The 15,418-nt window shown below is 73.5% G+C and carries 12 protein-coding genes; 7 read left to right on the forward strand and 5 right to left on the reverse strand.

What is annotated here, in order from left to right:
- Positions 1 to 181: 181 nt before the first annotated feature.
- From AC230_RS17845 to glgX, 3 genes are read right to left on the reverse strand one after another with little or no spacing between them, the layout of a single operon-like run.
- Positions 182 to 2,032: an ABC transporter ATP-binding protein gene (locus AC230_RS17845; protein ID WP_049717272.1), complete on the reverse strand. Its 1,851-nt coding sequence runs from the start codon at positions 2,030 to 2,032 to the stop codon at positions 182 to 184.
- Entirely contained in the window at positions 2,029 to 3,888 is a 1,860-nt protein-coding gene (locus AC230_RS17850; RefSeq protein ID WP_049717273.1) for an ABC transporter ATP-binding protein, read from the reverse strand. The genes AC230_RS17845 and AC230_RS17850 overlap by 4 nt, the downstream gene beginning before the upstream one ends.
- A gap of 34 nt (positions 3,889 to 3,922) precedes the next feature.
- Positions 3,923 to 6,250, reverse strand: a complete 2,328-nt coding sequence (gene glgX / locus AC230_RS17855; protein WP_049717274.1) for a glycogen debranching protein GlgX — start codon at positions 6,248 to 6,250, stop codon at positions 3,923 to 3,925.
- A 346-nt stretch (positions 6,251 to 6,596) separates the two neighbouring features.
- Here glgX and AC230_RS17860 point away from each other — a divergent pair, with 346 nt between their 5' ends.
- From AC230_RS17860 to AC230_RS17885, 6 genes are all read left to right on the forward strand, one after another.
- Entirely contained in the window at positions 6,597 to 7,724 is a 1,128-nt protein-coding gene (locus tag AC230_RS17860; protein ID WP_241833266.1) for a L,D-transpeptidase, read from the forward strand.
- A 165-nt stretch (positions 7,725 to 7,889) separates the two neighbouring features.
- Entirely contained in the window at positions 7,890 to 9,122 is a 1,233-nt protein-coding gene (locus AC230_RS17865; RefSeq protein ID WP_049717276.1) for a L,D-transpeptidase, read from the forward strand.
- An 83-nt stretch (positions 9,123 to 9,205) separates the two neighbouring features.
- A complete protein-coding gene (locus AC230_RS17870; protein ID WP_049717277.1) occupies positions 9,206 to 9,973 on the forward strand; it encodes an enoyl-CoA hydratase/isomerase family protein in 768 nt (255 codons plus the stop codon).
- Between the two features lie 310 nt (positions 9,974 to 10,283).
- On the forward strand, positions 10,284 to 10,787 hold the full coding sequence (locus tag AC230_RS17875) for an ATP-binding protein (protein WP_049717478.1): 504 nt from the start codon (positions 10,284 to 10,286) through the stop codon (positions 10,785 to 10,787).
- A gap of 379 nt (positions 10,788 to 11,166) precedes the next feature.
- Entirely contained in the window at positions 11,167 to 11,841 is a 675-nt protein-coding gene (locus AC230_RS17880) for an N-acetylmuramoyl-L-alanine amidase (RefSeq protein WP_049717278.1), read from the forward strand.
- 60 nt (positions 11,842 to 11,901) lie between these two features.
- Positions 11,902 to 12,117: an EF-hand domain-containing protein gene (locus AC230_RS17885; RefSeq protein WP_049717279.1), complete on the forward strand. Its 216-nt coding sequence runs from the start codon at positions 11,902 to 11,904 to the stop codon at positions 12,115 to 12,117.
- Between the two features lie 21 nt (positions 12,118 to 12,138).
- On the opposite strand, the gene AC230_RS17890 is transcribed toward AC230_RS17885, so the two are convergent.
- Entirely contained in the window at positions 12,139 to 12,447 is a 309-nt protein-coding gene (locus AC230_RS17890; protein WP_049717280.1) for a hypothetical protein, read from the reverse strand.
- 279 nt (positions 12,448 to 12,726) lie between these two features.
- Between AC230_RS17890 and AC230_RS17895 the strand changes: the two genes are divergently transcribed.
- The gene (locus tag AC230_RS17895; protein ID WP_049717281.1) at positions 12,727 to 13,755 is read left to right on the forward strand and encodes an AraC family transcriptional regulator ligand-binding domain-containing protein; all 1,029 of its coding nucleotides are present in this window, start codon (positions 12,727 to 12,729) and stop codon (positions 13,753 to 13,755) included.
- A gap of 48 nt (positions 13,756 to 13,803) precedes the next feature.
- Here AC230_RS17895 and AC230_RS17900 read toward each other — a convergent pair whose 3' ends face one another.
- The gene (locus tag AC230_RS17900; RefSeq protein WP_049717282.1) at positions 13,804 to 15,186 is read right to left on the reverse strand and encodes an L-serine ammonia-lyase; all 1,383 of its coding nucleotides are present in this window, start codon (positions 15,184 to 15,186) and stop codon (positions 13,804 to 13,806) included.
- Between the last annotated feature and the right edge of the window lie 232 nt (positions 15,187 to 15,418).

A 15,418-nucleotide genomic window follows, 5' to 3' on the forward strand; every position in this document is an offset into this window, starting at 1 on the left:
AACCTGTGGGGGGTGAACCTGTGGGGGGTGTGCCAGCGCCGGTCGTGGGAAGAGTGCCACGACACCCGAAGCCTGTCAGGAGCGCGTCAACAAGTTGGCCGGAAAATGTCCGTTGGCCAAAGATCGCTGTCCGCATAGCGGTCGGAGCGGCGTCGGGGCGGCACCCGCACCCGCCCCCCGCTCAGACCAGGCTCTCCCGCCACGCCCGGTGCAGTTCCGCGAACCGGCCCCCGCCCGCCGTGAGTTCGGCCGGAGTGCCGTCCTCGACGATCCGGCCGCCCTCCATAACCAGCACCCGGTCCGCGATCTCCACGGTGGACAGCCGGTGCGCGATGACCACCGCCGTCCGTCCGCGCAGCACCGTGCGCAGGGCGCGCTGCACCGCCCGTTCGCCCGGGATGTCCAGGGAGGACGTGGCCTCGTCAAGGATGAGGACGGCCGGATCGGCGAGCAACGCGCGGGCGAACGAGACCAGTTGGCGCTGGCCGGCGGAGATGCGGCCGCCGCGCTTGCGGACGTCCGTGTCGTAGCCGTCGGGCAGGGCGGCGATGAAGTCGTGGGCGCCGATGGCCCTCGCGGCGCGCTCGACGTCCGCACGGGTCGCGTCGGGACGGCCGACGGCGATGTTGTCGGCGATCGTGCCGGAGAAGAGGAACGCCTCCTGCGTCACCATCACCACGTTCCGCCGCAGCTCCGCGGTGGACAGGTCGCGCAGCGGGACGCCGTCGAGCAGGACGCGGCCGCCCGTCGGGTCGTAGAAGCGGGCCAGGAGCTTGGCGAGGGTGGACTTCCCGGCGCCCGTCGAGCCGACGACCGCCACCGTCCGCCCGGCGGCGAGCGTGAGGTCGAAGCGCGGCAGGACCTCGCCGCCCGCGCGGTACGCGAAGCGCGCCGCCTCGAAGACCACCTCGCGGCCCGGGGAACCGGCCGGGCGCTCGGGGAGCGCCGCCGGGACGGCCGGCTCCGGCACCGAGGGGCGCTGGGCCAGCAGCCCGGCGATCTTCTCCAGGGAGGCGGCGGCCGCCTGGTAGGAGTTGAGGAACATGCCGAGCTGGTCCAGCGGGTCGTACAGGCGCCGCAGATACAGCACGGCGGCCGCCAGCACGCCGAGCTCCAGGGAGCCGGCGGCGACCCGCTGGGCACCCCAGAGCACGATCACGGCCAGCGCCGTGTTGGACAGGGCGCGGGACGTCATCACATAGCGGCCCATGGCGAGCATCGCGTCCCTGTTGGTGCGCCGGTGGCGCCGGTTGAGCTCCTCGAAGTGCGCCTCGTTGGCGGCCTCCCGGCGGAACGCCTGCACCGGGCGGATGCCGTTCATGGTCTCGGTGAACTTCACGATCAGCGCGGCGGTCGCCGTGGACCGCCGGCGGTGCACCTCCAGCGAGCGGCGGCGGTAGGCGCGGACGACCAGGGCGAGGGGGACGAACGAGGCGACCGCCGCCGCCCCCGTGCCCCGGTCGAGCCACAGCAGCGTCGCCGAGACGAGGAGCACCGACGCGACGATGCCCAGCAGCTCCTGCAGGCCGTCGTTGAGCAGCTCGCGGAGGTTCTCCACGTCCGTGGTGGTGCGGGAGGTCAGCCGGCCGGAGGTGTAGCGCTCGTGGAAGTCGACGCCGAGGGCCTGCGCGTGGCGGAAGATGCGGGCGCGCAGGTCGAGCAGGACGTCCTGGCCGGCGCGCGCCGACACCCGGACGAAGGCCAGCTGGAGCAGGCCCGAGGCCACCGCGCACCCCAGGTAGGCGGCCCCCGCGGCGGTGAGCGGGCCGTGGTCGCCGCGGCGGACGGCGGGCACGGCCCGGTCGATCGCGTACGCCACGAGCAGCGGGCCGGCCTGCACGGCCGCCTGCTGGAGCAGCAGCAGGGCCAGCGTGAGCCGCACCCGGCCCCGGACGGGGGCGAGGAGGGAGCGCAGCAGGGCGAGGGAGGCGCCCCTGGGGGCGGGCAGCACGTCCCGGGCGACGGGGTCGTCGGCCGGGGGAGCCTGCCGTCCGCCGGCGGTGTCCGGGGGACCGGAGACGGTGGAGGTCATCGGGGCGCGTCCCCTTCCGCGGGCCGCGCGGGGAGCGGGCCCGACATCAGCCGGGCGTACTCCTCGCTGGCGCGCAGCAGTTGGTGGTGGGTGCCGACGGCGGCGATCCGGCCGCGGGAGAGCAGCGCGACCCGGTCGGCGAGGAGCACGGTGGAGGGCCGGTGGGCGACGACGAGGGCGGTGGTGGTGGCCAGGACCTCGCGCAGCGCCCGTTCGACGAGGGCCTCGGTGTGCACGTCGAGGGCGGAGAGCGGGTCGTCGAGGACGAGGAAGCGGGGGCGGCCGATCACGGCTCGCGCCAGGGCGAGCCGTTGCCGCTGTCCGCCGGAGAGGCTCAGGCCCTGCTCGCCGACCTGGGTGCGGTGGCCGTGGGGCAGGGCGGCGACGAAACCGTCGGCCCGCGCGACGGCCAGCGCCCGCTCCAGATCGTCCTGGTGCGCCCCCTCGGCCCCCATGAGCACGTTCTCCCCGACGTCGGCCGAGAAGAGCGTGGGCTCCTCGAAGGCCATCGACACCAGGGCGCGCAGCCGCTCCCGCGGCATCCCGGCGATGTCCTGCCCGTCGAGCGTGATCCGCCCGCCCGTCGCCTCGTACAGCCGGGGGATGAGCGCCGTCAGCGTCGTCTTCCCGCTCCCCGTCGCCCCCACGAGCGCCATGGTCTCGCCGTGCCGCACGTGCAGATCGACTCCGTCCAGCACGGGGGGCGCGTCGGGTGCGGCGTCGGGGTACCGGAAGGTGACGCGCTCGAACCGGAGCCCGCGCTCGGTGCCCGGTGCCGGGTGGGCGGCGCCGACGCCGGGCGTGCGGCCGGCAGTTGCCGCGTCGGGTCTGCCGGTCCCGACGGGCTCCGGCCCGGCGCCGGCGCCGTCCGCGCCGGGCGCCTCCGCGTCGAGGACCTCGAAGTAGCGCTCCGTCGCCGTCGCCGACTCGTTCGCCAGGGCCAGGAGGAAGCCGATCGACTCGACGGGCCAGCGGAGGGCGAGGGCGGTGGAGAGGAAGGCGACGAGGGCGCCGGGGGTGAGGGTGTGGGCGGCGACCTGCTGGACGCCGAGCACGAGGGCCGCGCCGATGGCCAGTTCGGGGAGGATCATGATGACGGCCCAGAGGGTGCCGAGGAGACCGGCCTTGCGGAGCTCGGTGCCGCGGAGGCGGGCGGAGAGGGCGGCGAAGGCGCGCTCCTGGGCGCGGTGCCGGCCGAAGCCCTTGGTGACGCGGATGCCGAGGACGCTCTCCTCGACCACCGTGGCCAGGTCGCCGGCCTGGTCCTGGGCGGTGCGCGAGGCCCGCGCGTACCGCTCCTCGAACAGGCGGCAGAGGACGATCAGCGGGACGACCGGGGCCAGGAGCACCAGCCCGAGCGTCCACCGCTGCGTCAGCAGGATGACGAAACCGACCGCGATCGTCAGCCCGTTGACCACCAGGAAGGTCAGCGCGAACGCGAGGAAGACGCGCAGCAGCATCAGGTCCGTCGTGGCGCGGGAGAGCAACTGGCCCGAGGACCACCGGTCGTGGAAGGCGACCGGCAGCCGCTGCAGATGCCGGTACAGCGCGGACCGCATGGCCGCCTCGACCCCGGCGAGCGGACGCGCCAGCAGCATCCGCCGCAGCCCGAACAGCCCGGCCTCCAGCAGGCCGAGCACCAGGACCGCCAGCCCGCCCAGCCACACCCCCGACGGGTCGCGGCCGGCGATCGGCCCGTCCACGAGCTGCTTGAGGACGAGCGGGATGACCAGGCTCATGGACGAGGCCACCACAGCCACGGCCACGCCCGTGAGGAGCCGGCCGCGCGCCGGCCGGACGAAGGGGGCCAGGCGCAGCAGCGAGCGGACGGCGGAGGAATCGCGGTGTGCGGTCATCAGGAGTGAGCGTACGGTTCGCCACTGACACCGCTCACTCGGTTTTCCGTCCCCGTCCCCCGGCCGTAGGACCTTCCTTCACCTCCCGCCCCGGCAGCACCTTCCACACCGCAACGGAGCGCTCCGGAAGGGGAATTGACGCCCCCGCCTCGTGCCGGGTGCCCGGCGCCGCCGTCTGCTCCTCCAGGGAGGTGTCGACGAGGAGTTCGTACGCCGCGGCCCAGGGCGGACCGGGCAGGGTCAGGTCGACGGGCCGGTCGCCGGCGTGCAGGACGACGAGGAAGCTGTCGTCGGTCACCGGACGGCCGTCCGGCCCGCGCTGCGGGATGTCGCCGCCGGAGAGGTACATGCCGAGCGTGGCGGCGGGCGCGTACCAGTCGGCCTCGGTCATCTCCGTGCCGCGCGCGGTGAACCACGCGAGGTCCCGCAGCCCGTCCACCGACTGCGGGCGGCCGGAGAAGAAGGCGCGGCTGCGCAGGACGGGGTGGGCGCGGCGCAGGGCCAGCAGCCGGGTGGCGAGGGCGGCGACGGCGCGCCAGCCGGGGTCCTCCAGGAGCGACCAGTCGACCCAGCTCACCTCGCCGTCCTGGCAGTAGGCGTTGTTGTTGCCGCCCTGGGTGCGGCCCATCTCGTCGCCCGCCACCAGCATCGGCACGCCGGTGGAGAGCAGGAGGGTGGTCAGCAGGTTGCGGATCTGGCGGCGGCGCAGGCGCAGGACGGCGGGGTCGTCGGTGGGGCCCTCGGCGCCGCAGTTCCACGAGCGGTTGTCGTCGGTGCCGTCCCGGTTGCCCTCGCCGTTGGCCTCGTTGTGCTTGCGCCCGTAGCTGACGAGGTCGCGCAGGGTGAAACCGTCGTGCGCGGTGACGAAGTTGACGGAGGCGTACGGCCGGCGGCCGCCCCAGGCGTAGAGGTCGCTGGAGCCGGAGAGCCGGTAGCCGAGGTCGCGCACGTCCGGCAGGGCGCCGCGCCAGAAGTCGCGGACGGCGTCGCGGTAGCGGTCGTTCCACTCGGTCCACAGCGGGGGGAAGGCGCCGACCTGGTAGCCGCCGGAGCCCACGTCCCAGGGCTCGGCGATGAGCTTGACCCGGCGCAGCACCGGGTCCTGGGCGATGACGGCGAGGAAGGGGGAGAGCATGTCGACGTCGTGCATGGACCGGGCGAGGGCCGCCGCGAGGTCGAAGCGGAAGCCGTCGACGCCCATCTCGGTGACCCAGTAGCGCAGCGAATCGGTGATCAGGCGCAGCACGTTGGGCTGGACGACGTGCAGGGTGTTGCCGCAGCCGGTGTAGTCGGTGTAGCGGCGCGGGTCGTCGGCGAGGCGGTAGTAGCGCCGGTTGTCGATGCCGCGCAGCGACAGGGTCGGGCCCAGCTCGCCGCCCTCGGCGGTGTGGTTGTAGACGACGTCGAGGATGACCTCGATGCCGGCCGCGTGCAGGGCGCGGACCATCCGTTTGAACTCGCCGACCTGCTGCCCCCGGGTGCCGGTGGCCGCGTAGCCGGCGTGCGGGGCGAAGTAGCCGATGGAGTTGTAGCCCCAGTAGTTGCGCAGGCCGCGCCGGAGCAGGTGGTCCTCGTGCGCGAACTGGTGCACCGGCAGGAGCTCCACTGCGGTGACGCCCAGCCGCGTGAGGTGCTCGACGGCCGCGGGGTGGGCGAGCCCGGCGTAGGTGCCGCGCAGCCGCTCGGGGACGCCGGGGTGGCGCATGGTGAAGCCGCGCACGTGGAGTTCGTAGATGACGGTGTCGGCCCAGGCGGTCCCGGGCCGGTGGTCGTCGGACCAGTCGTCGTCGTCGGCGACGACGACGCCCTTGGGGACGTACGGGGCGGAGTCGCGCTCGTCCCGGACGGTGTCGGCGACGTGCTGCTGGGGCCAGTCGCGGACGTGCCCGTAGACCTCGGGCGGGAGGCGGAAGTCGCCGTCCACGGCGCGGGCGCAGGGGTCGAGGAGGAGCTTGGCGGGGTTCCATCGGGCGCCCGTCCAGGGGTCCCAGCGGCCGTGGACGCGGAAGCCGTAGCGCTGTCCGGGGCGGACGCCGGGCAGGAAGCCGTGCCATATCTCGTGGGTCAACTCGCCGAGGAAGCAGCGGGTTTCGCGCTGTCCGCCGGAGCCGTCGTCGTCGAAGAGGCAGACCTCGACGGCCTCGGCCCCGCCGGCCCACAGCGCGAAGTTGGTGCCGGCGACGCCGCCGGCGTCCGTGCGGAAGCGGGCGCCGAGCGGCTCGGGGCTGCCCGGCCACACCGCGCGGCGGCGGCCGTCGGCGACCGGGTGGCCGTTGAGCCCGGCCCGGGGCGCCGGGGGCGCGGCCTCGCGGGCCTCGAAGTGGACGCCGTATGCCGTCTCTTGCTCGGGTGTGCTCGACACGTTTCGCCTCCGGCGGCTCTCGGACGGCGCGCCGGGCACCCGGCATCCCGTTCCCGGTGTCTGGCGGTGCGGCCTCGCCCCTCGTCCCGGGGCCTTGTGGGGTTTCTTGTGCTGTTTCCTTCCCACTCCTGCCCGGTTCCGCGCATGCGCTCACACGTGTGAGCGGGAGGAGCAAGCGAGTGCCCTGTCGTTTCCCGGGAGGGGCCGTGTCGTTGGGACGGGTGTGACAGGATTTGCCCTTCCCTGTGCCCTTCCGCGCACTCTTTCGCGTTCCCTCCGCGGGCTGTGCGCGCTCACCGTCCTCGCCGTGCTCTGCGGGTGCGCCGCGGGGGAGGCCCCGCGGCCCGTGCCGTCGTCCACGGCGCCCGTGGACGACCCGCGCCCGGCCCCGGCGCTGATCCGCGTGCTGCCGCGCGACGGCGCGCGCGGCGTCCGCGCGGCCGACCGGTTCGAGGTGCGGGTGCGGGCGGGCCGGCTGGAGAAGGTGCGCGCGGTGCGGATCCGCGACGGCGTCCGCAGGGCGGTCAAGGGGCGCATCGCGCCGGACGGGCACAGCTGGTACCCCAAGGGCCCCGTCGCGCTGGCCGCCCGCTACACCGTCGACGCCGTCGCCCGGGACGCGGCCGGCCACCGGACCGTGCGGCACAGCGAGTTCAGGACCTACGTGCCCGAGCACCGCTTCACCGCGTCCTTCGTCCCGGCCCCCGGCGCCACGGTCGGCACGGGCATGATCGTCTCGTTCGCCTTCAGCCGTCCGGTGGCCGACCGGGCCGCGGTCGAGCGGGCCGTCCGCATCACCTCGCGGCCCGTCACGGAGGTGTCCGGGCACTGGTTCGGGCCCTCGCGGCTGGACTTCCGGCCGCGCCGGCGCTGGGCCCCGGGCAGCCGGGTCACCGTCGACCTGCGGCTGCGCGACGTGCGGGCGGCGCCCGGCGTCTACGGGCTGCAACGCCACAAGTCCGTCTTCTTCGTGGGCCGCGACCAGGTGAGCACGGTGGACGCCGCCGCGCACACCCTGAAGGTGGTGCGCGGCGGGCGGACGCTGCGGACGCTGCCCGTCACGGCCGGCGGCCCCGGCCGCGAGACGTACGCGGGGGCGATGGTCATCAGCGAGAAGTCCGAGGTGACCCGGATGAACGGCGGCACGGTCGGCTTCGGCGGCGAGTACGACATCACGGACGTGCCGCACGCCATGCGGCTGACCGACAGCGGCACCTTCCTGCACGGCAACTACTGGGCGCCGCCGAGGGTGTTCGGGGTCAGCAACGTCAGCCACGGCTGCGTGGGCCTGCGCGACACCGACCCCGGCGGGGCGGCCACCCCGGCCGGCTGGTTCTACGGCGCCTCACTCGTCGGGGACCTGGTGCGGGTGATCAACTCCGGGCAGCGCAGGGCCCTCGCGGACAACGGGCTCGGTGGCTGGAACCTGACCTGGGAACAGTGGCGCGCGGGCTCCGCGCTGGGGGTGGATTGACCCGGTCGGCACCGTATGCCCGGCGCGCCGGGGCCGGTTGGAATGCAACGGTGACCATCACGGGGCCGGACGTGTCCGATGCGTATGGTTATCTATCGCCATGCGCGGATGCCGCGCTTCGGGGGCGCCGCGTCGCGGCGGGCCGTGCGATAGGAGACAACCGTAGTGAACGTGCAGCCGATATCCGGGAGAACCAGGTCGAGAGGCCGCCGGAGTGTGCTGTCCGCCGTGCTGCTCGGCACGGTGCTGACCGTCACCAGTGCCTGCGGCGGTGACGGAGGGGGATCCGGCGCCGCGAAGAAGGCCGGCGCGAAGCCCGCCGACGGGCCGTCGCGGGCCGTGGTGTCCATAGCCGTCAAGGACGGCGCGAAGGACGTGCGGACGAGCGGCGCGCTCAAGGTCACGGCGGAGAAGGGGACTCTGGCCTCCGTCAAGGTCGCCGACGACAAGGGCGCGGCCGTCGAGGGCCGGATGACGGGCGGCGGGTCCGGCTGGGAGCCCTCGACCCATCTGGCCGCCGGCACCAAGTACACGGTGGACGCGATAGCCAAGGACGACGAGGGCCGCGCATCCGCCAAGCACGTCAGCTTCACCACCCTCACCCCGCAGAACACCTTCGCCGCCTACTTCACGCCCGAGGACGGCAGCACCGTCGGCGTGGGCATGCCGGTCTCGCTCACCTTCAGCCGGGGCATCACCGACCCGAAGGCCGTCGAGCGCGCGGTCAAGGTGACCGCCGAGCCGGCCGTCGAGATACGGCCCCACTGGTTCGGCAACGACCGCCTCGACTTCCGCCCCGAGAAGTACTGGGCCGCCGGCACCAAGGTGACGCTGAGCCTCGATCTCGACGGGGTCGAGGGCCGTCCGGGCGTCTACGGCAAGCAGAAGAAGACCGTGCGGTTCACCGTCGGCCGCCGCCAGGTCAGCACCGTGGACGTGCGCACGCACACCATGAAGGTCGAGCGCGACGGGAAGGTCCTCAGGACCGTCCCGATATCCGCCGGCGCCCCCGGCCACTCGACCTACAACGGTCAGATGGTCATCAGCGAGAAGTACGACGTGACCCGGATGAACGGCGACACGGTCGGCTTCGGCGGCGAGTACGACATCAAGGACGTGCCGCACGCGATGCGCCTGTCCACCTCCGGCACGTTCATCCACGGCAACTACTGGTCGGGCTCGGACACGTTCGGCTCCGTCAACGCCAGCCACGGCTGCGTCGGCCTGGAGGACCAGCGCGGCGGCGGGGACCCGTCGGCCCCCGGCGCCTGGTTCTTCAAGAACTCCCTGATCGGTGACGTCGTCGTGGTCAAGAACTCCCCCGACAGGACGATCCAGCCGGAGAACGGCCTCAACGGCTGGAACATGCCCTGGCCGGAGTGGACGAAGAACGGCTGACCCCTCGCGGGTGCGGCGGCGGCCCGGTGCGTGTGACGCGACGCACCGGGCCGCCGCCGCACCCGCGCGTCTAACCTGGCGCCATGACTGTGCATCTAGAGGTCGCGGAGGGCGTCGGCACCGTCCGGCTCGACCGTCCGCCGATGAACGCGCTGGACATCGCCACCCAGGACCGGCTGTCCGAGGTGGCCGGGGAGCTGACCCGCCGCGCCGACGTGCGCGCGGTCGTGATCTGGGGCGGGGAGAAGGTGTTCGCCGCCGGCGCGGACATCAAGGAGATGCGGGACATGGACCACGCCGGCATGATCGCCCGGTCCCGCGCCCTGCAGGACGCCTTCACCGCCGTCGCGCGCATCCCCAAGCCCGTCGTCGCCGCCGTCACCGGCTACGCCCTGGGCGGCGGCTGCGAACTGGCGCTCTGCGCGGACTTCCGCGTCGCCGCCGACAACGCCAGGCTGGGCCAGCCGGAGATCCTGCTCGGCCTCATCCCGGGCGCGGGCGGCACCCAGCGCCTCGCGCGGCTCATCGGTCCCTCCCGCGCCAAGGACCTCATCTTCACCGGTCGTCAGGTGAAGGCGGACGAGGCGCTCGCGCTCGGTCTGGTGGACCGCGTCGTCCCCGCCGCCGAGGTGTACGAGCAGGCGCACGCCTGGGCCGCGAAGCTGGCCGCCGGTCCGGCCATCGCGCTGCGGGCCGCGAAGGAGGCGGTGGACACCGGGCTGGAGACGGACATCGACACCGGGCTCGCCATCGAACGCAACTGGTTTGCGGGCCTGTTCGCCACCGAGGACCGCGAGATCGGCATGCGCAGCTTCGTCGAGGACGGTCCCGGCAAGGCCAAGTTCGTCTGAGGCGGAGGCGAAGTCGCGCCGCGCGGGCGCGAATTGACGGCCGCGGGCCGGACGGTCCCGGCGGGGGGCGTCCGGCCCATTGCCTCTTGTGGGGGAATTCCACGGGCGGCGCCGACCCCTTCGGGCGACCTCCTCGCGACCCTCCGCCGACCGGTCGGCTTTTCCCGGTCGCCGCAGGTCAGTTGGGGTTTGCCAGAGGTGGGACGGCCGCTGGCATATGTCGGCGCGGGGCCCTGGAGGGATCGCTTCCGGAAAACCGAATCCGAAGGTTCCACTCCCCGGGGGCCGTTCGGCCGCCATCATGGGGGGCATGGCGGGTCTGGAGGGAACGGAGCGGCCACGGCAGGCGGCGGCCACGGCCGCGGCGCGGTGGACCCCGGCCGTTGACGAGGAACTGGCGCTCAAGGCGCTCGAACGGTACGGCGATCCCACGCTCGGCGAGGTCCGGCTGCCCTCCTGCCCGGAGTCCACGGTCGCGGCGCGGCGGCTGACGCGCTGTGTGGTGGTGACGCAGTGGGGCCTGTCGGCGCAGCTGGCCGAGCAGGCGGTGCTGCTGGTCTCCGAGCTCGTGGGCAACGCCGTACAGCACACCGGGGCCCGCCACTTCGGGCTGCGGATGGCCCGCCGGCGGGGCTGGGTGCGCGTGGAGGTGCGCGACCCCTCCCGGGGGCTCCCGTGCCTGCTGCCGGTGCGTGTGACGGACACCAACGGCCGCGGGCTGTTCCTCGTCGACCGGCTGTCCGACCGCTGGGGTGTGGACCTGCTGGCCCGGGGCAAGACGGTCTGGTGCGAGATGCGCGTCGCCGACCGCTGACGCCCGGTACGCCAAGAGGCCCCTGTCCGCCGGAGTACGGCGGGTGGGGGCCTCTTCATGGCGCCGCGGAGGAAGTGGGGTGTGGTCCGCGGCGGAACGACCGAGCCCGGGTCAATGGGGGTCGTGCCACCGACTATGGCAGACGGGACGCGCCGGAGCCAAAGCCGGTATGCGGGCATATCTGGGCAACCCGCCCATTGACTCAGGGTAATCAAAGGTGAGATGCGCCACGCGCCTTGCATTCCATGAATTAATCCGTTGTGCCTCTTATTTTTATGCGCCGTATGGAGGTCGTGGCGCGCCGGTGCTTGCGGCCGGTGCCGATGGTGGGTGTCATGTCCCCGTCTGAGTGTTCCGACGTCCGGACCCGGGAGACCCCATGGACGAGACGCCCTCCGGCAACGCGCCTTCGGACAGTTCACCCGTTCCCGCCCTGCCCCGCCGGCTCGCCGTCGGCGGCGCCGTGACCCTCCTGGGCGCCGCGGCCCTGGCCGCCGCCGGCGCCTTCGGCGTCGGCCGGCCCGCGGCCTCCGCCGAGTCCCGGCCGCCGGGGCCCTCCTACCCGCCCACCCACTGGATACCGGCCAGCGCCGCCAACTACACGGTGTCGTCCAGACCCGGCGCCTATCCGGTCGAGTACGTGGTCGTCCACGTCACCCAGGAGACCTTCCCCGACACCGTGAAGATCTTCCAGAACCCCGCGGCCAAGGTCTCGGCCCACTACCTGGTGGCCTCCGCCGACGGCTACGTCGCACAGTTCGTCCGCGAACGGGACATCGCCTGGCACGCCGGCAACTGGAACTACAACACCCGCAGCATCGGCATCGAACACGAGGGGTGGGTCGACCGCCCCGAGTACTTCACCGACGCCCTCTACCGCGCCTCCGCCCGCCTCACCGCCGCCGTCTGCGACCGCTACGGCATCCCCCGCACCCGCGAGCACATCATCGGCCACGCCGAGGTGCCCGGCTCCACCCACACCGACCCAGGACCCTACTGGGACTGGGACCGCTACATGGATCTGGTGACCGGTCAGGCCCCGCGGGGCCGCTAATCTGTGCCGGACATCAGCACGCGGCGCACACAGCACGCAGCACCACAAGGGGAGGCCCACATGGCTGACATCGAGGAAGCCCGCACGATATTCGCCCGGTTCGACGCCGACGGCGACGGCTTCATCACGGCCGCCGAGTACAAGAGCGCCATGGCGCAGCTCGGCGACCCGTACGTCACCGAGACGGTGGCCCAGGCCGTCATCAACGCCAAGGACACCAACGGCGACGGCCTCATGTCCTTCGACGAGTTCTGGGCGTCCCAGAACAAGGGCTGATCACGCCCAGGCCGCCCCGGGTCAGCGCGAGCCCCGGCGCTGCGCGCCGGCCCGGCGGCGGCTGTCGTTGCACAGCAGACAGCGGCCCCAGCCCGGAGGCAGCGGGTCGTGCTTGTCGCCGTAGAGCGGATCCACGGCGCCCCGGGGATGCAGCGAGCAGCCCGTGGCGCCGTGGGCCGCGCCCAGGGCGCGCGTCGCGTCCATCGCCCGGCGCAGGGCGTCCAGGAGCTGCTCCGTCTCCTCGGCCGAGGGCGTGGGCTCCAGGTTGTAGGCGATGTCGGTGGCGGTGTGGAGCGCGCTGTGGAGCTCGCGCAGTTCTGCGTAACCCATGTCCGCGAGCGTACGCGGCACCACTGACAACGCCGCACGGGAGAAGGACCGGCCGGGGGCATCAGACGCCCGACGGCTCCCCTCCTTTGCCGTCGGTCGCATGACGCGGGGGAGCGCGAGCCGGACCCCCGTACCCGCCCGCACTCCGGGCCACCGTTCACGGGCGGCGGAACGCGCGCCCGGACCGCTCCAGCATGAGACACCGGACGCGCCGGGGCATAGGACCGGGTGTGCCACCCGTGGCACATCACGTGCCAGCCTTCGTCGAAGATGGAGGGCATGGCAGACGCGCACACAGCCCCCGGCGCCCGGGGGGAGCAGGACTCCATAGTCCTGTCGAAGTTCCTGCTCACCGCCGCCGGTTCGGGCGGCGCCGACCCCGACCGCGTGGCCCGGGAGGCCGGGCTGCCGGGCTGGGCGCTCACCGAGGACGAGGTGATGATCCCCGCCCGCGTCACCATGCGCGTGTGGGAACTGGTCGAACGGGCCCTGGGCACGCCCGACTCGCCCGTCGCGATCGCCGGCTGGTACGAGCTGGGCGCCCTCGGCCTGTTCGACTACCTCTTCGCCAACGCCCGCACCCTGGGCGAGGCGTTCGAGACCAGCACCCGCTATCTGCACTTCGTCACCACCAACGGCCGCCTGGCGACGGTGACCGAGGACGAGCGCGAGACCACCTTCTCGTTCCACTACCGGGAGGGCGAACCGCGCCAGATGGAGCTGGCCGAGCAGTTCGCCATGGCCGTCCTCTGCTCCCGCGCCCGGAGCGTCACCGGACGCCCCGTCCACCCCCTGCACGTCGGCTTCGCCCAGGCCGCCCCGCGCAACCACGCCACGCTCGCCGAGGCCCTCGGCGCCGAGCGCGGCATCGACTTCGGCCAGGCCCGCGGCTCGGTCACCTTCCGCACCGCCGACCTGCGCGAGCCCATCCCCGCCGCCGACCCGCGCCTGGGCGCCATCCTGCACCGCTACGCCGAACTGCTGCCCCCGCCGCCCGCCGCCGACTGGCGCGAGAAGTTCGAACGCGAGCTGGACGCCTGCCTCGACGAGGGCACCCCCGCCCTCGACCACGTCGCCCAGCGGCTCCTGATGAGCCGCCGCACCCTCCAGCGCCGCCTCGCCGAGACCGGCACCACCTGGCGCGCCGAACTCGACGCCGCCCGCCGCCGCCGCGCCGACCGCCTCCGCCGCACCGGCGGCCGCCTCTCCCCCTCCCTCGCCGGACAGCTCGGCTACTCCGACCCGCGTTCCCTGCGGCGCGCGATGCGCCGCTGGTCGGCCGGGGACGAGGAGTTCCGGAACGCGTGAGGGCCCCGGGGCGGCGACCGCCCCGGGGCCCTCGGCGGGCGTGCCGGATCAGCACTCGATGACGTTCACCGCGAGCCCGCCGCGGGCGGTCTCCTTGTACTTGACCTTCATGTCGGCGCCGGTCTCCTTCATGGTCTTGATGACCTTGTCGAGGGAGACGTGGTGGCGGCCGTCGCCGCGGAGGGCCATGCGGGCGGCGGTGACGGCCTTGGCGGCGGCCATGCCGTTGCGCTCGATGCACGGGATCTGGACGAGGCCGCCGACCGGGTCGCAGGTCAGGCCCAGGTTGTGCTCCATGCCGATCTCGGCGGCGTTCTCCACCTGCTCGGGGGAGCCGCCGAGGACCTCGGCGAGGCCGCCGGACGCCATCGAGCAGGCCGAGCCGACCTCGCCCTGGCAGCCGACCTCGGCGCCGGAGATCGAGGCGTTCTCCTTGAAGAGCATCCCGATCGCGCCGGCGGCCAGCAGGAAGCGGACGATGCCGTCCTCGTCCGCGCCGGGCACGAAGTTCTTGTAGTAGTGCAGGACGGCCGGGATGATGCCCGCGGCGCCGTTGGTGGGGGCGGTGACGACACGGCCGCCGGCGGCGTTCTCCTCGTTGACCGCCATGGCGTAGACCGTGATCCACTCCATCGCGCGGGCCTGCGCGTCGCCCTCGGCACGCAGCTGGCGGGCGGTGGCGGCGGCGCGGCGGCGGACCTTGAGGCCGCCGGGGAGGATGCCCTCGCGGGACATGCCGCGCGTGACGCACGCCTCCATCACGCGCCAGATCTCCAGCAGACCGGCGCGGATCTCCTCCTCGGTGCGCCAGGCCTTCTCGTTCTCCAGCATCAGCGCGGAGATGGACAGGCCGGTCTCGCGGGAGAGGCGCAGCAGCTCGTCACCGGTGCGGAAGGGGTACTTGAGGACGGTGTCGTCCAGGACAATCCGGTCGGCGCCCACCGCGTCCTCGTCGACGACGAAGCCGCCGCCGACCGAGTAGTAGGTCTTCTCCAGCAGGGGCGCGCCGCTCTCGTCGTAGGCGAAGAGCGTCATGCCGTTGGCGTGGTACGGCAGCGAGCGGCGGCGGTGCAGGATCAGCTGGGCCGACTCGTCGAAGTCGATCTCGTGGTCGGAGCCGATCTCCGCGCCCAGCAGGCGCAGGCGCTTGGTGGTGCGGATGCGCTCGACCTCGTCGTCGGCGATCTCGACGTCGACCGTGCGCGGGGAGTGGCCCTCCAGGCCCAGGAGGACGGCCTTGGGGGTGCCGTGGCCGTGGCCGGTGGCGCCGAGGGAGCCGAAGAGCTCGGCGCGCACGGACGCGGTCTGCGCCAGCACGCCGTCCTTCTTCAGCCGGCCCACGAACATGCGGGCGGCGCGCATCGGGCCGACCGTGTGGGAGCTGGACGGGCCTATGCCGATCGAGAAGAGATCGAAGACGGAGATGGCCACGGTGGCAGCTCCTTGGGTCGGGGGGTGGTACGAGGGGTGGTACGGGGCGCGAGCCGTCGCGCACACTCCAGTGTGCGGGACGTTTCGCGGATACCGGGCAGTACTGTGCGCCCGGTCACGGGCCGCGGGCCGCTCGCCGCGGGGGCGGGTGCCGCGGGCCCACGTGGTGCGGGGCACCGCACTCCTCAGTGTGCGCGGTGCCCCGTGACCGTGGGTGAAGCGGGTGCTTCGG

It is taken from the genome of Streptomyces caatingaensis (genome assembly GCF_001187435.1).
In the GTDB taxonomy this organism is placed as follows: domain Bacteria; phylum Actinomycetota; class Actinomycetes; order Streptomycetales; family Streptomycetaceae; genus Streptomyces; species Streptomyces caatingaensis.